The sequence below is a fragment of the Ruegeria sp. YTSA135 genome (assembly GCF_059610165.1).
The window spans coordinates 60,470-79,134 of record NZ_JBXWNC010000016.1 but is presented as its reverse complement, the minus strand read 5'-3'; the positions used below and the strand labels follow the sequence as shown (position 1 = coordinate 79,134).

21 protein-coding genes are annotated in these 18,665 nt (G+C 57.9%); 6 read left to right on the top strand and 15 right to left on the bottom strand.

Annotated features, from left to right (window positions below; genetic code table 11):
• Nucleotide 1: 1 nt before the first annotated feature.
• Nucleotides 2-1,174: a MalY/PatB family protein gene (locus tag AC2FIT_RS18375; protein ID WP_496831467.1), complete on the top strand. Its 1,173-nt coding sequence runs from the start codon at nucleotides 2-4 to the stop codon at nucleotides 1,172-1,174.
• A gap of 250 nt (nucleotides 1,175-1,424) precedes the next feature.
• Here the strand turns inward: AC2FIT_RS18375 and AC2FIT_RS18370 are convergent, their stop codons facing one another.
• Nucleotides 1,425-1,778, bottom strand: a complete 354-nt coding sequence (locus tag AC2FIT_RS18370; protein ID WP_224891794.1) for a hypothetical protein — start codon at nucleotides 1,776-1,778, stop codon at nucleotides 1,425-1,427.
• Nucleotides 1,779-1,993: 215 nt separating this feature from the next.
• Here AC2FIT_RS18370 and AC2FIT_RS18365 point away from each other — a divergent pair, with 215 nt between their 5' ends.
• Nucleotides 1,994-2,983, top strand: coding sequence for a glutathione S-transferase family protein (locus AC2FIT_RS18365; RefSeq protein ID WP_496831466.1), 990 nt, complete (start codon nucleotides 1,994-1,996; stop codon nucleotides 2,981-2,983).
• On the opposite strand, the gene AC2FIT_RS18360 is transcribed toward AC2FIT_RS18365, so the two are convergent.
• On the bottom strand, nucleotides 2,965-3,327 hold the full coding sequence (locus tag AC2FIT_RS18360; protein WP_496831465.1) for a response regulator transcription factor: 363 nt from the start codon (nucleotides 3,325-3,327) through the stop codon (nucleotides 2,965-2,967). The two genes, AC2FIT_RS18365 and AC2FIT_RS18360, sit on opposite strands and share 19 nt — an antisense overlap.
• 181 nt (nucleotides 3,328-3,508) lie before the next feature.
• Between AC2FIT_RS18360 and cobD the strand changes: the two genes are divergently transcribed.
• Together cobD and cbiB are read left to right on the top strand one after the other, a co-directional pair.
• Entirely contained in the window at nucleotides 3,509-4,474 is a 966-nt protein-coding gene (gene cobD / locus AC2FIT_RS18355; protein WP_496831464.1) for a threonine-phosphate decarboxylase CobD, read from the top strand.
• Nucleotides 4,471-5,391, top strand: a complete 921-nt coding sequence (gene cbiB / locus AC2FIT_RS18350; protein ID WP_496831463.1) for an adenosylcobinamide-phosphate synthase CbiB — start codon at nucleotides 4,471-4,473, stop codon at nucleotides 5,389-5,391. The genes cobD and cbiB overlap by 4 nt, the downstream gene beginning before the upstream one ends.
• A gap of 202 nt (nucleotides 5,392-5,593) precedes the next feature.
• Here cbiB and AC2FIT_RS18345 read toward each other — a convergent pair whose 3' ends face one another.
• From AC2FIT_RS18345 to AC2FIT_RS18330, 4 genes are all read right to left on the bottom strand, one after another.
• Nucleotides 5,594-5,944 carry a hypothetical protein gene (locus tag AC2FIT_RS18345; protein ID WP_496831462.1) on the bottom strand — a complete coding sequence of 117 codons (351 nt, stop codon included), beginning with the start codon at nucleotides 5,942-5,944 and terminating at the stop codon, nucleotides 5,594-5,596.
• A gap of 54 nt (nucleotides 5,945-5,998) precedes the next feature.
• On the bottom strand, nucleotides 5,999-9,454 hold the full coding sequence (locus AC2FIT_RS18340) for a chromosome segregation SMC family protein (RefSeq protein ID WP_496831461.1): 3,456 nt from the start codon (nucleotides 9,452-9,454) through the stop codon (nucleotides 5,999-6,001).
• 140 nt (nucleotides 9,455-9,594) lie between these two features.
• Nucleotides 9,595-10,005 (bottom strand): hypothetical protein, encoded by a 411-nt coding sequence (locus tag AC2FIT_RS18335; RefSeq protein WP_496831460.1) that lies wholly within the window; start codon nucleotides 10,003-10,005, stop codon nucleotides 9,595-9,597.
• A gap of 45 nt (nucleotides 10,006-10,050) precedes the next feature.
• Entirely contained in the window at nucleotides 10,051-11,250 is a 1,200-nt protein-coding gene (locus tag AC2FIT_RS18330) for an aminotransferase-like domain-containing protein (protein WP_496831459.1), read from the bottom strand.
• Between the two features lie 147 nt (nucleotides 11,251-11,397).
• On the opposite strand from AC2FIT_RS18330, the gene AC2FIT_RS18325 reads away from it, so the two are divergent.
• A complete protein-coding gene (locus tag AC2FIT_RS18325; protein ID WP_496831458.1) occupies nucleotides 11,398-12,168 on the top strand; it encodes an FCD domain-containing protein in 771 nt (256 codons plus the stop codon).
• Between the two features lie 12 nt (nucleotides 12,169-12,180).
• Here AC2FIT_RS18325 and AC2FIT_RS18320 read toward each other — a convergent pair whose 3' ends face one another.
• The 6 genes from AC2FIT_RS18320 to AC2FIT_RS18295 form a co-directional block, all read right to left on the bottom strand.
• The gene (locus AC2FIT_RS18320) at nucleotides 12,181-13,041 is read right to left on the bottom strand and encodes a glycosyltransferase family 2 protein (RefSeq protein WP_496831457.1); all 861 of its coding nucleotides are present in this window, start codon (nucleotides 13,039-13,041) and stop codon (nucleotides 12,181-12,183) included.
• A 169-nt stretch (nucleotides 13,042-13,210) separates the two neighbouring features.
• A complete protein-coding gene (locus AC2FIT_RS18315; protein ID WP_496831456.1) occupies nucleotides 13,211-13,771 on the bottom strand; it encodes a F0F1 ATP synthase subunit B in 561 nt (186 codons plus the stop codon).
• A gap of 5 nt (nucleotides 13,772-13,776) precedes the next feature.
• The gene (locus AC2FIT_RS18310) at nucleotides 13,777-14,328 is read right to left on the bottom strand and encodes a F0F1 ATP synthase subunit B' (RefSeq protein ID WP_496831455.1); all 552 of its coding nucleotides are present in this window, start codon (nucleotides 14,326-14,328) and stop codon (nucleotides 13,777-13,779) included.
• 86 nt (nucleotides 14,329-14,414) lie between these two features.
• Entirely contained in the window at nucleotides 14,415-14,639 is a 225-nt protein-coding gene (locus AC2FIT_RS18305) for a F0F1 ATP synthase subunit C (RefSeq protein WP_005981269.1), read from the bottom strand.
• Nucleotides 14,640-14,708: 69 nt separating this feature from the next.
• Nucleotides 14,709-15,467 carry a F0F1 ATP synthase subunit A gene (locus AC2FIT_RS18300; protein ID WP_496831454.1) on the bottom strand — a complete coding sequence of 253 codons (759 nt, stop codon included), beginning with the start codon at nucleotides 15,465-15,467 and terminating at the stop codon, nucleotides 14,709-14,711.
• Between the two features lie 2 nt (nucleotides 15,468-15,469).
• A complete protein-coding gene (locus AC2FIT_RS18295; RefSeq protein ID WP_496831453.1) occupies nucleotides 15,470-15,802 on the bottom strand; it encodes an AtpZ/AtpI family protein in 333 nt (110 codons plus the stop codon).
• Nucleotides 15,803-16,033: 231 nt separating this feature from the next.
• Between AC2FIT_RS18295 and AC2FIT_RS18290 the strand changes: the two genes are divergently transcribed.
• A complete protein-coding gene (locus AC2FIT_RS18290) occupies nucleotides 16,034-16,369 on the top strand; it encodes an ArsR/SmtB family transcription factor (RefSeq protein ID WP_068339528.1) in 336 nt (111 codons plus the stop codon).
• A gap of 6 nt (nucleotides 16,370-16,375) precedes the next feature.
• On the opposite strand, the gene AC2FIT_RS18285 is transcribed toward AC2FIT_RS18290, so the two are convergent.
• The 3 genes from AC2FIT_RS18285 to AC2FIT_RS18275 form a co-directional block, all read right to left on the bottom strand.
• Nucleotides 16,376-16,789, bottom strand: coding sequence for a universal stress protein (locus AC2FIT_RS18285; RefSeq protein WP_496831452.1), 414 nt, complete (start codon nucleotides 16,787-16,789; stop codon nucleotides 16,376-16,378).
• 72 nt (nucleotides 16,790-16,861) lie between these two features.
• Nucleotides 16,862-17,776, bottom strand: coding sequence for a DMT family transporter (locus AC2FIT_RS18280; RefSeq protein ID WP_496831451.1), 915 nt, complete (start codon nucleotides 17,774-17,776; stop codon nucleotides 16,862-16,864).
• The gene (locus AC2FIT_RS18275; RefSeq protein ID WP_496831509.1) at nucleotides 17,773-18,651 is read right to left on the bottom strand and encodes a LysR family transcriptional regulator; all 879 of its coding nucleotides are present in this window, start codon (nucleotides 18,649-18,651) and stop codon (nucleotides 17,773-17,775) included. The genes AC2FIT_RS18280 and AC2FIT_RS18275 overlap by 4 nt, the downstream gene beginning before the upstream one ends.
• Nucleotides 18,652-18,665: the final 14 nt, after the last annotated feature.

The following is an 18,665-nucleotide window of genomic DNA, read 5'->3' as shown; positions in this document are numbered from 1 at the left end:
CATGACTTTCAATGACGTGATCGACCGCCGGGGGACGAACAGTTCAAAATGGGACAAGATGGAAGACCTGTATGGCGTCTCGCCACAGGACGGGTTGGCCATGTGGACCGCAGATTCCGACTACCCCACTGCGCCCTGCGTAAGACAGGCGGTCCGAAACGCAGCTGATCACGGTGTCTTCGGCTATTCCTGGGAACATCCGGCGTATCTGGCCTCGGTCCAGTGGTGGATGCAGAACCGCCACGATTGGTCGATCGACACGGATTGGGTTCTGACCTCGCAAGGGTTGGGCAATGCAATTGCTCTGTGTCTGGATGTCTGGACCGATCCCGGTGATGGCGTCGTAATATTCAGCCCCGTTTATCACGAGTTCGCCCACAAGATTAACAAGACCGGACGACGGGTTGTGGAATGCCCGCTGGTGCGGGATGGCGACAGCTATGGCATTGATTTCGAAGATGCGCAGTCGCGGTTGGACGGGTCGGAAAAGCTGTTGATGTGGTGCTCGCCCCAAAACCCTTCGGGCCGAGTGTGGACGAAGGAAGAATTGCGCGCTGTAGCTGCATTCGCCATGCGCAATGGCTTGATCCTCGTGTCGGACGAAGTCCACCAGGATCTTGTTTATCCCGACCAAACTTTCGTGCCTATGGCAAAGGTCGCGCCCGAAGCGCAGCCCTTTACGGTGACGCTGACCGCGGCCTCTAAGACATTCAACATCGCGGGGCAGCGCACGGGAAATATGATCATACCTGATGACAACTTGCGCGCCGCCATGCGGCATCGGCTGAAAACACTGGATTACATGCCCAGTGCGTTAGGCGTTTCTATGGTCACAGCGGCTTATACACCCGAAGGCGCGGAGTGGGTGGACGCGCAAATGGTGCATTTGGATGGCAACCGCAAACTGTTCGATGCAACCATTGCCGAAATTCCGGGACTTTGGTCAATGCCCCTGCAGGCCACCTACCTGGCCTGGGTTAATTTTTCAGGTGCAGGAATGACGCATGACGAGGTGATGAAGCGTCTGCGCAAGGATGCCCGGATCGCCACATCATCCGGCCCGGGCTTCGGCACCGGCGGAGAAACCTTTGAACGGTTCAATCTGGCCACGCAACACGCACGGGTAGAAGAGGCCTGCAAGCGGTTGAAACACGCGTTTTCCGATCTTCAATGACGGTCACGCGCCGGGCCTTGCTGAAATCCATTTTCCGTTTTTCGCCCGGCGCAGCGCGTTTTGGCTGGCATCCAAGCTGCGCACGTCTACACGAACAGCCAATGGTTGTGACCATCTTTCAAGGCATTCGGTGACCATGCACATAGGCCAACCACCTGCTGACGCGAGATATTCACTGCGCGTCAGCATGCTGTTCTGGTGCGTTTTGTGAACTACTGCGTCCAATCGATACCGAAGCATGCAAATCTGGCTAGTCTTCGTACCCCAGCAACGCAATCGGCGCATCAGGTGGGCGATAGAAGTCGAGCGGAGCCCTATCGGCGGCGGCTGTACTGCGTTTGAATTCGTACCGCATCTCACCGGCTTCTTCCTCATCGGCGATGATCAGGCATTGGTAAAGGTGGCGCGCCCCGTCGTAGATATCCACAAGGCCGCGCAATTGCGGTGTTGTTTCAGCCTCAACCGTAAAGCCGTCTTTCCACAATCTGAGTATTTTAAATGTATTGTCGCCAAACTCGACGCGCAGGCGGCTGGTCTTTTTCAACCCCGCGATTCGCGCAGCATCCAATTCAGCGCTTATTTCCTTTGAAATATAAGTCGTCATGGCACAATTCCCCGGGCAACGGACTCTATTGTGAAGTCCGGATTGTAAAAATCCAGTAAAGCCGGCCATATAGATTTGCGCATATCGAACCTGTTGCATTGAAATCCCAGCCCCCCCCTCTGTGCGCAGGTGCAGACCCAATGCGCGGTGCCTGATGTGGGAAGGCCGCGTGCAACCTCTTATGTTTGAAGAAATCGCAATGCGGAGGACACCTAATGGGCCTGTTGGTCGACGGCAAATGGCATGACACTTGGTACGACACCAAATCCACTGGTGGCGCCTTTAAACGCAGCACTGCCCAGTTTCGCAACTGGCTGACTGCCGATGGCAGTGCCGGTCCGTCTGGCAAGGCAGGTTTCAAGGCTGAACCGGGCCGATATCACCTTTATGTCAGCCTTGCTTGCCCGTGGGCACATCGGACATTGATCTTCCGCAAGCTGAAGGAGCTCAGCGATTTGATCTCGGTCTCGGTTGTGCATCCCGACATGCTGGACAAGGGCTGGATCTTCAAAACGGACGAGCACGGCGCGACCGGCGATACGCTGTTTGGTCTCGACTATGCCCACCAAATCTATACCAAAGCCGATCCAAACTATTCGGGCCGCGTCACCGTGCCGATCCTTTGGGATAAACAGCAGCAAACGATCGTTTCGAACGAAAGCTCTGAAATCATCCGAATGTTCAACTCGGCCTTTGACGGCATTACCGGAAACACCGACGACTACTGGCCCGAAGCGATGCGGGACGAAATTGAAGAGGTCAACGCGCGGATTTATTCCGATGTCAACAACGGCGTCTACAAATCCGGCTTTGCCACGTCGCAACAGGCCTACGACGCCGCTGTTCACCCCCTGTTTGAAACCCTCGACTGGCTAGAGGATCGACTGGCCCACAGCCGGTACTTGATGGGAGATCGCGTAACCGAAGCCGACTGGCGTTTGTTCACTACGCTGATCCGGTTCGACCCGGTTTACCACCTGCATTTCAAATGCAACAAGCGTCGCTTGATCGACTATCCGAACCTATGGGCCTATACGCGAGAGCTGTATCAGTGGCCTGGTGTGGCCGAGACGGTAAACATCAACCACATCGTGCGCCACTACCACTATAGCCATGACACGATCAACCCCAACCGGATCATTCCGGTAAACCCTGTGTTGGACTACATGGAGCCGCATGGGCGCGGTCAACGATCCGCCGCGTAGTGCTGAACCATCGCCGCCAGGTCTTCTGGCGGCGTTGCGCTTTGAACATAGGCGCAGGCGTTTGGGCTGTGGGCAAAGATGGACCCGTCCGAGAAAAAGGTCGTGTTGGTGACAAAGATCACCCGCGCTTCGGGCCTTCGGTAGCTGGCAAAATCCGCAACTGCCAATGCGCTGCCTTTTTCAAGAACCAGGTCCAGCACGATAATCTCAAAGTCTTGCCCGTAAAGCGCAAGAATGGCAGCCTCTTGCCCGGTCACCAACGTCACTTCGGCGCCGTACCGCTCCAGATGCCGCTTCCAAACCCGACCGAGGTCGGGGTTACTTTCAACTATCAAAACATTCATCGTAATAACCTGGGCACTTGTTAGAGAAGGAAATAAACATTCCTTTGATCCGTGATCACGCCATTTCGTTAACAAAGCGTTAACACCTCCGACGCATCACCTGGATCACGCACATTTGCTTGTGCAAACGGCGAAAATCCGCTTGAAAAGAGCCTGAACCGGCAATTTTAACGAGGTTTCGATGGCGGGCCAGAAGAAACACTTCACCCCTCGCACCACGCGCGATCACGGCGGTGGGCTGGACGGGGCGATAGCAAGTTTTGGCGGCGCGCGCTCAGATTGGATGGACCTGTCCACGGGGATCAATCCCGTACCTTATGATGTAACAGGTTTGACGTCTTCAGACTGGTCTGAGTTGCCCGATAATGGTGCATTCGAACGACTAAGCAAAGCTGCCCGCCAGTTTTGGGCGGTGCCCGAGGGGGCGGCAATTCTGCCCGCGCCCGGTGCCTCAGCTATTATCGCGCGGATTCCAGCGCTGGCCGCGTCGGGCCGCGTTCAGATCACCACCCCCACCTATAACGAGCACGCCGCTGCCTTCGCCGCGCAGGGCTGGAGCGTTCAGGCAGACAACCCAGCGGAGGCGCGTGTGATTGTGCACCCGAACAACCCCGACGGGCGACTGTGGCAAGAAGCGGATGCAAGCGCCCCGCTGACCGTGATTGACGAAAGCTTTTGCGATGTCACTCCCGAAGCCTCGCTGATACATCTCGCTGCTCGACCCGGTGTGATCGTCCTAAAGAGCTTTGGTAAGTTCTGGGGTCTGGCGGGGTTGCGGCTGGGGTTTGCCATCGGCCAGCCCGAGCTCATCGCCAGACTGAACGACCTGATCGGACCATGGGCGGTCTCAGGTCCAGCCCTCAAGATCGGTGAACGGGCGCTGTGTGACACCGACTGGGCTAATGCAACCCGCAACCGATTGACCGCTGACACGAAGCGCTTGGATCGGCTTTTGACGACCAGGGGGGCAGACCTTGTGGGGGGAACCGCTCTGTTCCGGCTCTATGACGTGGACGATGCCAATGAGTGGCAGGACCGGCTGGCCCGCGCCCGGATCTGGAGCCGTGTCTTTCCTTATTCCAAAACATATCTGCGACTGGGATTGCCGCCCGCGACGGGCTGGAACAGGCTGGAGGCCGCATTGTGAGCACCCCAATTCTGCTGGTCTGCGCCATGTGTCTGGACGCGGCACTTGGGGAACCCGATTGGCTATGGTCCCGGGTTCGCCATCCCGCTGTGATGATGGGGAACAGTGTTGGGTGGTTGGACAAGCGCCTGAACCACGGAGGCCGTCGGCGACTGAAAGGGGCGGTCGCGCTCGTGCTGCTGGTCATCGGTGCATTTGTTTTGGGCCGTGGTTTGTCTCTGCTTGGGCCATGGGTTGAAATCCTTGCCTGCGCCATCCTGCTTGCGCAGAAATCGCTGGTTTCGCATGTTCGTGATGTGGGCCACGGACTACTCCGCTCCCTGTCTGAAGGTCGCGCCAGTGTCGCGATGATCGTATCCAGGGACACAGGCGATATGACAAGAGCGCAGGTCGCGCGGTCCGCCATCGAAAGCGCAGCCGAAAACCTGAGCGATGGCGTCATCGCGCCGGCCTTCTGGTTTCTGGTCGCCGGGTTGCCGGGACTTTTGATTTACAAAACCGTCAACACGGCGGACAGCATGATTGGCTACCGCACTAAAAAATACCGTGAGTTCGGATGGGCGGCTGCCCGGATGGACGATGTGCTTAACCTCATACCCGCACGCCTGACCTGCGTCATGATCATGGGTCTGACCGGGCAATGGGCAAGCTGGTCCAACATAGTGGCCGATGCGCGCCGCCATATCTCTCCTAACGCCGGCTGGCCAGAGGCAGCGATGGCGCGCGCCCTGAATGTGGCCCTTGCTGGCCCGCGAAGTTACGACGGTCAGGTCCGTGATCTGGCATGGGTTAATGGCGCGGCCCGTAGAGAAATCGGCGCGGAGGAGGTTTTCAGCGCATGTGACATGATGTGGACCGTCTGGGGACTTGCGGTTGGGATTTTGGCGGTGTGGAGCGGGATAGACCTTTTCTTTTGACCAAAGCCCCTTTCGAGACGCGCAGCGTCACAAAGCCCGAATACAGCAAGGGCTGTTACGATTCAGGTGAAATACCTGTGGGTCAGCCGAACACGATCTAAAGGGATTTGGCGATAAGCATGAACCTGAAAATGACGCCAGTATCCAGCACCGAAAATTCAGCTAGCAATCCTGAAAGACGTATCCCGCCGCCGGAAAAGCCTTACTCGGGCCTGACGGGATAGCGATCCCCCTTTTGATCAATCAAAATGAGACGCTCTCCACTATGAACGTACAGGTCACAGCGGCTGAACCCGTTTCGATAAGCGATACAGACGCTGCCATCTTCGGCGATGGAATACGTCCCAAACGCAGATTCTCCGCTTGCATAAGTATAGGAATAAGCCCCGCCGACCGAAAATTTGGATTGCCCATCATCATAAAACGTCAGCGTCTGACCCGCTAAAGCGTCCAGCTCTTGGGGCGAAAGGCGGGTATCCCCGGGTTTCATGGGCCAGTCGGCGGCCGCGACAGGGGTGGCCGTCAGCAATGCAAGAATAACAAATCTGATCATGATGGCACCCTACTCCAGTTGGTGCAGAAACCGGTGTCACGTTCCGGTGATGGATCAGGCAACCATCTGCTCGGCCTTCTTAAGATCGACCGATACCAACTGACTCACGCCCTGCTCTTGCATTGTCACGCCAAACAGCCGATCCATGCGCGCCATCGTCACCGCGTGGTGCGTGATGATCAGGAACCGCGTGTCTGTCTGGCGGCACATTTCATCCAGCAAATCGCAGAAACGAGTGACATTGGCGTCATCCAACGGTGCGTCAACCTCATCCAGCACACAGATAGGTGCCGGGTTGGCAAGGAAAACGCCAAAGATCAGCGCCGTCGCCGTCAGGGTCTGCTCGCCACCCGACAGCAGACTTAGGGTCGACAGTTTTTTACCCGGCGGCTGGCACATGATTTCAAGCCCGGCATCCAGCGGGTCATCGCTTTCGACCATGACCAGATTTGCCTCACCGCCGCCAAACAGATGCTTGAACAGCATCGCGAAGTTCGAGTTTACCTGCTCAAACGCGGTCAGCAGACGCTCGCGCCCTTCGCGGTTAAGGCTGGCTATTCCGCTGCGCAGCGCCTTGATCGCCTCTTCCAGATCAGCTTTTTCCGAGTTCAGCGTATCGAATTCTACCTGAACTTCTTTGGCATCCTCTTCCGCCCGCAGATTGACCGCCCCCATCGCATCGCGCTGACGTTTGTGGCGGTTTACCTCGGCCTCCAAAGCGTCCGCTGCGGGCATTTGATCCGCGTTGACATCCAATTGGTTCAAAAGCTGATTGGGCGTCAGTTGCTGATCCTCGGCGATCCGCTCAGCTGCAGCCGTCACGCTTTCTTTCGCGGCATCGCTGCGGGCCTCGGCCGCTGCGCGGGCTTCGCGGGCTTCCGAGGCTCGCCGTTCAGCGTCGCGTTCGGCCATCACAACCTCGCGTTGCTGCGATTCAGCTTCGGCCAACTTGTCGGCTGCTTCGGCGCGGCGGGCCTCGGCGGTTTCGATTAGCTCATTCAGTTCTTCGCGCGCCTCGGCGATCTCGCCAGGGGTGGCCATGGCTTCGGACAGATCCTCTTCCGAGCTTTCCTTGCGTTCGACCAGTTCCGCGATCCGCTTTTCTGCTGTTTCCAAGCGGTGCTTCCAACCGCTAAGGTCTTTGGTCACTTCCTGCGCGCGTCGCGTCCGAGCCTCGCCTTCGCGGCGCAGTTCGTCATGGGTCGAGCGATGGGTCAGCATGGTGATCCGCGCGGCCTCGACCGTTTGCTTAATGTCTTCAACCTGCGCGCGGGCTGTGTCGAGATCACCCAACCCAGCCAATGCGCCTTCAGCCTCACGCAATTGCCCGCGGGCTGACATCGCGTCCTGTTTATGGCGGTCCACGGCGAGTGTCAGGGTTTCCAGCTTGCCCTCTGCCAAATTGCGATCAGCCTCAGCCCGGCTCAGTTGGCGCGCGGTTTCGGCCATGCGCTGATCCGCGGCCCGGCGTGCCTCACGCGCGCGGCGATCAGCCTCCGTCACATCGGCCAGTTGCTGCGACAGCGTCTCATGCGCTGCACGGGCGCCGTCGGCCCGCGCGTCGGCCTGAGAAAGCTCCTGTTTCAAAGCTTCCAGCTTGTTCAACTGCTCCAGACGCAGGGCTGCGGCACTTGGCGCGTCTTCGGCCCAGGCGCGAAATCCGTCCCAGCGCCACAGGTCGCCCGCGCGTGACACAAGACGCTGCCCCGGTTTCAGTAGGGCTTGCAGTCGCGCGCCCTGATCCGGATCAACCAGACCGATTTGCGCGATCCGGCGGCTCAGACGATCAGGGCCGGACACATGCAAAGCCAGAGGTTCGACCCCGTCCGGCATCGGCTGGTCAGAGTCGTAGCTTGCGACCTGAACCCATCCTGATGGACCATCGCCTTCGACCAAAGGCGCGCGCAAATCATCAGCCAGCGCCGCACCCAGCGCCTTTTCATAACCCGGCTCGACGCGCAGCAGATCCAGAACTTGACCACCTTCGGCAGTATCGCGTTCGACCAGCTTGGCCAGAGCAGAGGTTTCCGCGCGGATCGCCCCAAGCTCACCTTCGGCCTCGGACCTTTGCGCGCGTGCCTCGGCCTCGCGCGCTTGGGTTTCGTTGCGCAATTCGTCTGCGGCGGCGAGGGCTTCCTCGGCAGCTTCCGCGGCTTCGCGGGCTTCTTCTTCACCCTCTTGCGCGGCCTCAAAAGCTTCGCTTGCATTATTCAACGCCTCGCGCGCCTGATCCACTGCGCCGCGCGCTTTTTCCTCTTCGGTCTCGGATCGGGTCAGTGTTTTGCGACTGTCCTCGACTAAACGCTGCGCGGATTGGTGCCGGGCGACGAGGCGCGCCATGTCCTCGGTTTCCTGCGAAAGAAGATCTTCGCGGTCCTTCAGGACCGAGGCAGCCTCGCGCGCGATCTCGGCGGCTTCGGCCACCTTATCGCCATGCCCCTCGGCGGCCTTGGCAAGCTCGCGCGCCTCCCATTCCAGACGTTCGATCATCTGGCCCGCGTCGCGATTCAATCCGGTTTCACGCTCGATATCGTTGCTCAACTGCTGAATGCGGTTGGTCAATGTTTCTATCGTCTGGCGGGCTCGGGTTTCTTGATCCGAAAGCTGATCGCGCTGCACCTGCTGGCGTTGCAGCACGGCGGCGGCAATGGCTTCTTCCTCACGCAGAGGAGGCAAAGCCTCCTCTATCTCGGCGCGCTTGGCGGCAGCGGCGCGGGCTTCGGCCTCAGCGCGGGACGCCTCGGTTGTTCTGTCGCGCAGCTTTTCTTCGGCCTGCTGGCGGGCGATGTCGGCCTCTTTCCAACGGCGGTATAGCAGCATACCCTCGGCTTGACGCAGCTGCTCGCCAATTTCACGGTAGCGTGCGGCCTGACGGGCCTGCCGGGCAAGCTGCGCTAGTTGCGTGCCCAATTGCTCAAGCACATCATCTACGCGGGTCAGGTTGACCTCGGTGCCTTTAAGCTTTAGCTCGGCCTCGTGACGGCGCTGATAGAGACCCGAGATTCCAGCCGCCTCCTCCAGGATACGGCGGCGGGCGCGGGGTTTGGCGTTAATCAACTCGGCAATGCGGTTCTGCCCCACAAGCGCGGGCGAATGCGCCCCGGTTGAGGCATCCGCGAACAGCATCTGCACATCACGGGCGCGCACGTCCTTGCCGTTGGTCTTGTAGGCACTGCCCACGTCGCGGGTAATGCGCCTTACGATTTCCAACTGATCGGTGTCATTAAACCCGGACGGCGCGAGCCGTTCGGAATTGTCCATGGTCAGGACAACCTCGGCAAAATTGCGGGCCGGGCGCGTGGCGGCCCCCGCAAAGATCACATCTTCCATTGCACCACCGCGCATGGATTTGGGGCGGTTTTCCCCCATCACCCAGCGCAAGGCTTCCAAAAGATTGGATTTGCCGCAGCCATTCGGACCCACCACACCGGTCAACCCATCCGCGATGATCAGATCGGTTGGATCGACAAAGCTTTTGAAGCCGGTGAGTTTAAGTTTGCTGAAGCGCAAAGGTGACGGGTCCCGTGATTCCTACGTACTGGAAGTCTGCGCAACGGAGTGGGCTTGAGTCAACGGCGTAGCGCAGGATATGGGTCATCGACGCCAATTATCCACAATATCTTGCCAAAATACGCGAAATTCTGCGTATGTCAGTATGGCGTGCATTCAAATACCTGGTAGCCGTAGCCATGCCCCAAGTTTTCATAAATACCATAGTCGACACATTCGTAGTTCGGGGTTGAGATAGCGGTCAGCAGCAGTCGCTCGCCAGCCTCACGATCACACCCCAACACACCGACCGTTACCGCGGCATCCCCAAGCACGTCCAGAATGGGACAGCCAGAAACCTGCGCCATTGCCAATCCGGCCCTGTCCCGGATCGGACCAAGGCGCGGTGCATATTGGGTGTTGATCCGCACGGCCTCAGCCAGATATCCGCGCACACGCACATCAAAGACACTGCCATTCACCGCGATGCGGGTGGCTGGTATGTCACGGAAAAAAGGGGTGCCAGCCGAACACCCGGCCAGCACCAACAGGAGGAACAGAAAGCGGATCATGCCAACAGCTTTGCCGCAATTTGGTTAACAGATCCTTTCCAGTACTCAGACCCACAAGACGTCCCCCAACCGGCGAATGCCATCACGGATCGTATCCTCATCCGAGTTCGAAAAGCTCAGTCGGATCGTATTGGACCCGGTGGCGTCCGGGAAAAATGCCTGGCCGGGAACAAAAGCCACCTTGACCGTTTCAAGCGCTTTTTCTAACAGATCGGCCCCGTTTACGCCTTTGGGAAGGGTCACCCAGATGAACATGCCGCCCTCGGGTCGGGTCCACTCCACTCCGTCCGGCATGTGCCGCTGCAGCGCGCCCAGCATTGTGTCACGACGTGCGCCATAGACGCGGCGCAGCTTGGGGATATGCGTGTCAAAGCAAGCACGCGCCACGTCGTTGATCGCCATCTGGTTGATCGTGGCCGAGTGCAGATTTGCGGCTTGTTTCATCAACACCAGTTGTGAGATGACGGGCTTCGCAGCCACAACCCACCCCACGCGCAATCCGGGCGATAGGGTTTTCGAGAAACTGCCACAGTACACAGTCCGGCAGTCTTCTATCGAACCTTTGCGTGCCAATTCCAGCGCCAACACCGGCGGGATCGGTTCACCGTCGTATCGCAGCGCCTGATAGGCTCCGTCTTCAATCACCGCGCAGTTCAAATCGTCTGCCAAATCCAGCAGATCTTCGCGACCGCGCGGGTCTACGGTCTCTCCGGTTGGGTTGGCGAAATCAGGTGACAGATAGGCGAATTTCACCGCGCCTTCGCCCGCTGCGGCGGCATATTCAGACGCCCCCCGATTACCACTTATGTGAAGCCGGTCAAAGCGTGGTTCATAAGCGTTAAAAGCGGCCAGCGCGCCTAGATAGGTGGGCCACCCAACCAGCGCAGTATCCCTTGGAGACAAATACAATTTACCAAGGTAATCCAGCGCCTGTTGCGACCCTGAGGTGATCAGGACGTTGTCGATGCCACACTCAACCCCGATCTGCCGCATGTGATCGACCAGCCATTCGCGTAATGGAAGATACCCCTCGCTGACAGAGTATTGCAGCGCCAGGGCCCGACTGTCAGGCGCAAGCGCGCGCTGGAAGGCTGCGGCAAACTCGTCCGTCGGAAACAGGGCCGGGTCCGGAATGCCGCCCGCAAATGAAATGATGTCAGGCTGGTCCAGCAGCTTGAGCAGCTCGCGTATCTCGGACGCCTTCATTCGCGATGTCCGGGTGGCGAACAGGTCTTTTGTCGACATGAGTCTCCTCCGTTCTCACATCGTCAGCCTAGGTCGTCACCCATAAATGTCAACAATTCTGACCTTCTTTCTGCAAGGGGTATGCGGTGTCTTGAGCTGGCAAACGATACGTGGTCAAGTAATCTAACCAAATTGAGATAACCCCGCATGCCCTTTCAAAAAGTCCAGACCGAAAAGTTGTCTATCGCAGTGGTGAAACAGATCGAGCTGCTGATCCTGCGTGGCATCCTGCGACCGGGTGAGCGCTTACCGGCCGAACGCGAACTGGCCGACCGGCTGGGCGTCTCGCGCCCGTCATTGCGAGAGGCGATCTCGGACCTTCAGGGCCAAGGGCTACTTACCGCAAAGGCTGGGTCCGGCATCTATGTGGCCGAGGTTTTGGGGTCAGCCTTTTCTCCGGCATTGGTCCGCCTGTTCGGTAGTCATGACGAGGCGGTGTTCGACTATCTTTCATTCCGGCGGGACATGGAAGGGCTGGCTGCCGCGCGCGCCGCACGGCTGGGTTCGGACAGCGATTTGAAGGTTGTACAGGCGATTTTCGACAAAATGCAGGCAGCGCATGAGCGCAATGCAACCGAAGATGAAGCCCGGCTGGATGCCCAGTTCCACATGGCCATTATTGAGGCCAGTCACAACGTCGTAATGCTGCACATGATGCGGTCCATGTTCGACCTGCTGCAACAAGGCGTGTTCTACAATCGCCAAATGATGTTTCAGCAACACACAACGCGCAGCGCAATTCTGGATCAGCATTGCGACATTAACACGGCCCTCCAAGCCCGAGACCCAGAAGGTGCGCGCAGCGCAATCCACCGACATTTGGACTATGTTCAGCGCTGCATGGAAGATCACCAAAAAGCCGAACGCAACGAAGCCATAGCACGACAGCGCCTGCACCATGAGATTGGGAACCGCTAGTTTTGCGGCCCCTTAGATATGATGCATTCGGCGCAAAAGCGCATGTTTCCAGAGTTTGGGCCGCTTGAACGGCTTAGGATCACGTTTCGTTAAGCCCGGAAAGGTCGCTTCGGCCTCTTTGCGTTGGCGCAGTTGAAGGGGCGCATCCAAAATCGCCTTGGTCAAGTCATTCGTTCCCGTTGCATTCCGTCGTTCGCGGTCGATGACTTTCAGCATCTCAGCGTGGTATTCATCAATCGCTTCGGACCTTTGTCCCCTGCGAATCCGAAACGCGCCGATTTGTTTGTAAACCGACGTTAGTTGGGCATACCGTGAGAAGCGCAACCAAAGCTCGCCATCTACGGCAAGACTCAGGGATTCGTCCAAATAACCACCCGCGCGCGTCCAAAGACTGCGCCGCCAAAAGGTCGATTCCTGCTGTATCCACTGATAGTCGGCCGCCAATAACCGCTCGCGTGTCAGGGGTCGAGGGCGTACGGCACACTGGACCTGGTCGTTCTCGTCAATAACGGTCAATCGTCCGGTCAACCATTCCGTCTTATGGTTGAGCGTGAACAGTGATCCGACAAGCGACAAGCTATCGGGCAGCAAGATATCATCAGAATTGATCCACCCCAAGATTTCACCGGTCGCGAAGGCAAAACCCTTGTTTAACGCATTGGCCTGACCGGAATCCGGCTCAGAAATCATGTGCGAGAAATGGGGTCGATATTTTTCAATGATTTCGAGTGATCCATCCGTGCTGCCGCCATCGGACAGGATCAGTTCGAGATTGGGATAATTCTGATCAAGGACTGACCTTATCGTGCGTTCAATGAACTTAGCGCAATTCAGATTAGGGATCACGAGGCTGATCCGCGGCAACTCAGGCATGTTTCGCTCTATATCGAGAATAACCGCTTAGGTGGTAAACTATTTCAAAAAAACAATCAAACCGATAGTAAAAGGCGAGGATGCATGCACCCTCGCCTGTTTCGAATTCGATCAAGCCATGCAAAGCGTCCCTGAAACACTGTGGCACGCCTCACTTTGCACTGATTTATCAATGCAGTTTTTCGCTTACATCCTCGATGGACTCGTCGATCAATTTGTTCGCCTGCGCTGCCGTCATCTGCTTTGCCAACACCGCGTTTGCTGCCGAAACAGCCACGGTGACAGCCTGATCGCGCACTTCCTTCACAGCCGAGGCTTCGGCTGACGCGATCTGATCCTGTGCAGCGGCCAAACGGCGTGCGATGGACCTTTCCAGATCGGCCTTGGCCTGCTCGGCCGCCAGAACAGCATCGTCTTTCGCGGCCGCCACAATGGCATCTGCCTGAGACTGAACTTCGCGCTGTTTGCGCTCGTAGGACGCCAACAGGCTGCGGGCCTCTTCATGCAGGGCGCGGGCTTCGTCTAGTTCGGACTTGATGCCTTCGGCACGTTTGTCCAGCGCACCGCCGATCATACCCGGTACCTTGAAATAGAACAGGACCGCAATGAAGACGATGAAGCCCATAAGAACGACAAAGTCGGTGTTGCCAAGCGAGAAGAACGGGCCTTTGGCTGCCAATGCCGGACTGGCTGCGCCAAAGGTCAGGATAAGGGCAAGAGTGTTCCGCATGTAACTTATCCTTTCATCTGCGCGTCAACGGCACTGTCGATGGCTTTGGCATCTGCCTCGCCGCCCAGTACAGTGACCAGTTCAGCCGCCGTATCTTTGGCAACCACTTGAATGCTTTCCAGCGCCCCGGCACGGATTTCGGCAATTGCCTTCTCCGATTCAGCCGCCTTTGCAGCGATTTCCGCATCCGCCTTGGCAATCGCGTCATCCAGACCAGACTGGATTTCAGCGCGGGCTTCCGCTGCGATACGCTGAGCCTCAGAACGGGCATCGGCCAGCGCCTTGTTATAGGCCTCTTCGGCCTCGACCGCCTTGGCCTTCAGATCTTCGGCCGCAGCCAGGTCATTTGTAATGGTCCCTTTGCGCTCGGCCAGGATTGCCGCGATGCGGGGCAAGGCCACGCGGGACAGGACCAGAAAGATGACGACCAGCGTGATGACCAGCCAGAAAATCTGGTTGGGGAACCATTCGAAGCAGAGCTGCGGCATCCCGATGGCAGAGCCACCAGCGTCGACGCACGAGCCAGCTACTTCTTCGTGTACGGGTTCTGTCGCCATGATGTCCTCCGTCGGAACGTTGTCTTTACAACAGGTGGGCCGCTATGGCTTGGACCCACCTGCGCGTAAGGATCAGGTTCCGCAGATTAGACGGCGAACATCAGCAGCAGCGAGACCAGGAATGCGAAGATCCCCAGAGCTTCTGCAAACGCGATACCGATGAAAAGGGTTGCGGTCTGCGACGCAGCAGCCGAAGGGTTGCGCAGGGCGCCGGCCAGGAAGTTGCCTGCTACGTTGCCCACCCCGATTGCGGCTGCGCCGGAACCGATTGCTGCCAGGCCTGCGCCGATGTGTGCGAGATCGCCTTCCATGATGTATCTCCTTACGAATTGGAAGTTTCGATGTTGGGTTATCGTTGCTGTGCTCAGGGTCGCCCCTGATCAGTGATGCGGATGCAGAGCGTCCTTCAGGTAAACACAGGTCAGAATGGTGAAAACGTAGGCCTGAATGAAGGACACGAGGACCTCAAGGCCATACATTGCGGTGATCGCCAGAACAGACACCGGCGAAATCACGGCCACCGCGGCAAAGCCTGCGAACACCTTAATAACCGCGTGGCCTGCCATGACGTTACCAGCAAGACGGATGGAGTGGCTCACAGGACGTACAAAGTACGAAATCAGCTCGATGATCGCCAGGATAGGGCGCAGCGCCAGAGGCGCGCTCGACACCCAGAACAGGCTGAGGAAACCAGCGCCGTTTTTGACAAAGCCCAGAACCGTCACGGTCAGGAACACGGCCAGTGCAAGCGGGATGGTCACAGCGAAATGCGATGTGGTGGTGAAGGACATGGGGATCATGCCCAGGAAGTTCGCGCAGACGATGAACATGAACAGGGTCATGACATAAGGGAAGTACTTGACACCCTCTTTGCCGCAGATGTCTTCCAGCATTTTATAGATGAAGCCATAGGCCAGTTCAGCCACCGACTGCATCCGGGTCGGAACAATCGCGCGCTTTGAGGTCGGCCAGATCAACAGCAGCACGATGGCCACAATCGCCAGGAACAGCCATAGCGTCACGTTGGTGATCGTGAACATGCCCACCGCACCGTCACCGAACAACGGCTTAACGATGAACTGATCCATCGGGTGGAAAACCAGGCTGCTGCCCTCTGCTGCGGTGGTCTCAGTTGCCACGTTCAGTCCCTCTCGTCCTTTTCGGCGGCCGTCGCCGCCGCTTGTTTCTCTTGAACCTCTTTGGCGCTGCGGAGCATAACCTTCACCCCGGCGACAAGGCCCAGCAATGTAAACAGCACCAGAAAGATCGGGATCGTCCCGAGCAGGCTGTCCAGCCCGTATCCGATGCCAAATCCGATCCCCAGACCGGATACCATTTCGATGACCATCCGCCAGGCAAGCTCGCCCCCGGATATGTCACTGTCTGCGCGGGTCTCGGGCTTTTTGGCCTTTTTCGCCGCGTCGATCTTGGCCTCCAGCTGCGTCAGGCGCTGCTTTTGGTCATCATCAGTCACGGGCGCTTTCCTCGCACAGTCTTGAGCTAGGTGCTAAGGGGCAAGACGAACAGAGTCAACGGCCTTAAAGGTCGGAAATGCCGCAGGTTAACAAACTGATTTTAATATGTTTTATTGCACTGCCGCCCAATCGTGAATTCGATCAGCCGCAGGGGTAACGCCTGAAAGACAGGATTCAGCATATTCAACCAAATGGTTGACCAAACCGGGGCGCTGTGGTTCAGCGGTTGCATGTCCAATGATCTCGACACCGTGTTTGCGGCCCTCGCCGACCCTACGCGCCGCGCCATCCTCGCGATGCTGCTTGAGGATGACATGGCCGTCACAGACGTGGCCGAGCCGTTCGAGATGTCGCTGGCGGCAATCTCGAAACATCTGGTGATCCTGACCAAGGCCGGGCTGATCTCTCAGGAAAAACGAGGCCGTGTGAAATGGTGCAAGCTGGAGCCTGACGCCCTGCGCGCGGCCTCGGTCTGGATGCAGGGGTTCGGGCAATTCGAACCGGTCAATCTGGACGCGTTCGAACGGTTTCTTGAAATCGAGCTGCCCGCCTCTGACGACCCCTAGCCCCAATCAACGCACCACGAAGACTGAAACGCTGGCATGATTGGCCAGATACCCTGCGTGGCTTGAAAAGATATAGTCGGTGATCCGCGGGGCGTGGGTTCCGACAACAATAAGGTCAGCACCGATTTCCTCGGCGGTGCGCTTTAGGTCACCGTCCACCTCAACCGCAACATCGACCGAATGGATGTTGCGAAAGTCAACGTCGGTTCCGCTACTTTCAGCGAGCTGGTCCGCAAACGCGTTCAACGCTTCGCTTATCGCCGTGTCCGTCAGGGCAGGATCACCGGGCTGTGTGCCGGTCACGGTGACAAGAGTAATCTTGGCGCCCTGCCATTTTGCAACTTCAGCCGCGACATCGGCCGCCTTGCGAACTTCGGGCGGCAGATGCAGGTCAACAGGGAACATGATATGGGCGTACATAGCGAAATCCTCCTTGCCCCTGAACTAAGGGACTTTGCCAAAGGCGACCTTGATCTGTCTCAACGGTAGGGTCTAATCCTGCACCGGCTCTGCTGCGGCCCTTGGTTGATCGTGGGACTTCAACAGCAGAACAAGCGCGATAACGGTCAGAAGCGCCCCAACGAAAACAATCAAGGTTGGCCACTGCTGACCCAGGCCGACCTCCCACAGGATCACCCAACTGGGCGTCAGGTAGGTGTAAGCCATCACCTTTGCAGAAGGCAAGCGCAATGCCGCGAACTGAACCAATACAAAACTGACCGCCGTGGCAAAGATCGAGACGTACAAAAGACCGACCCAGACGATCAATGGCAGGTTTGTCCAATCGGTCGCCCGTATATCGGACCAGCCATAAAGGGTAAGCAACACACACCCCGCGACCAGCGTTCCAAAGGTAAATACGACAGCCGGTTCACCTCTGTTCAGTTTGCGCACCATCGGCGTATAGATCGCATGGGCCACACAGCCCCAGAAATAGATGATCTCTCCGCCGCCGATCTCAAACGCTACAAACGCCTGCCAATCTGCACGGAAAATGACCCAAAGCGCACCAACCGCGCCAACGGTCAATGCCAAAGCCATCCTTGGTGTCGTGATTTGCCGCAGCAGCACCCACCCCGCCACGGCGGACAGCACCGGAGTTAACGTGAAAACAGCCGCCGCACTGACGGGTGGCGCGGTTTTCAATCCGTGGAACATCAGCACGAAGTAACTGGCAAACAGACCGCCAAGCACCACGTATCGCCACGGTGCCTTTGCCGCAATGCGGGGCAGACCAGTGGTCATCCCGGCAGCCACCCCAATCACAACCGAGGCGATCAGGAACCGCGCTGCGGTGATCGCCTCGGGCGCGATCTGGTTGGCGATCAATGACCCAAGCGAAAAGCTGCCGGCAACCAGCGCCGAAAAGACCAGCATCGCCAGATGGCCCTGGGCTTGAGGTGTCACACCACCCACTCTTTCACGCGGGTTTTCAGGAATGTCAGGAACGCCTGCACCTTTGTGGTCCGATGCAGGTCGACATGCGTCACCAGCCACAGCTTACCTGACCATTCAGGCAAACTGTCTATTACCTCCTGCAAATCGGGACTACGTGCAGCTTCCCATCGCTCCATGAACCCGATCCCGGCCCCGGCCAACACCGCCTGCCGCATCGTAAAGTTGTTCGAGCATCGGAAGGTAATCGCTTTCTCTGGCACATTTTCGCGCAGCCAGAGTGAAAACGGGGCCCGATTGTTTTCATCGTCATTTCCAACAAAGTGGTGGTTCGCGAAATCTTCGATACCCGACGGAATACCGTGCCGCGCGACATAGTCTTCGCTGGCATAAAGCCCCATCTGCTGGGTCCAGAACGGTTGAACAACGTTGTCCGGCTGATCCGGTGCAGCCCCGGCGCGGATCGCCACATGTGCCTCGCCATATTCCAGGCGGAACAGCCGATCACCTGTCAGATAGCGCACGATGACACTTGGGTGCAGCTTCTGAAACTCGCTCAGCACCGGTACGACCAAAGGCGCCAGCGAAGACAGCGAAGTCACGACCAGCTCACCGGCAACATCGTCGCCGCGCCCTTTCATCCGTCCAACAAGTTGGTTGAACTGATCCTCGGTCGCTTGCGCCACGCGCAGCAGATCCTCACCAGCTTCGGTGGGCGTGTAACCACGGGCGTGCCGCTGAAATAGCTTAACGCCCAACCGCGCCTCGATCGAGTCGATATGGCGGATAACGGTAGCGTGATGAACGCCCAGAACCTCGGCCGCGCCGCTGACGGTACCCATGCGGGCCACTTGGTACGCGGTTCTCACTTCATCCCAATTGTCCACATCATCACCAATAC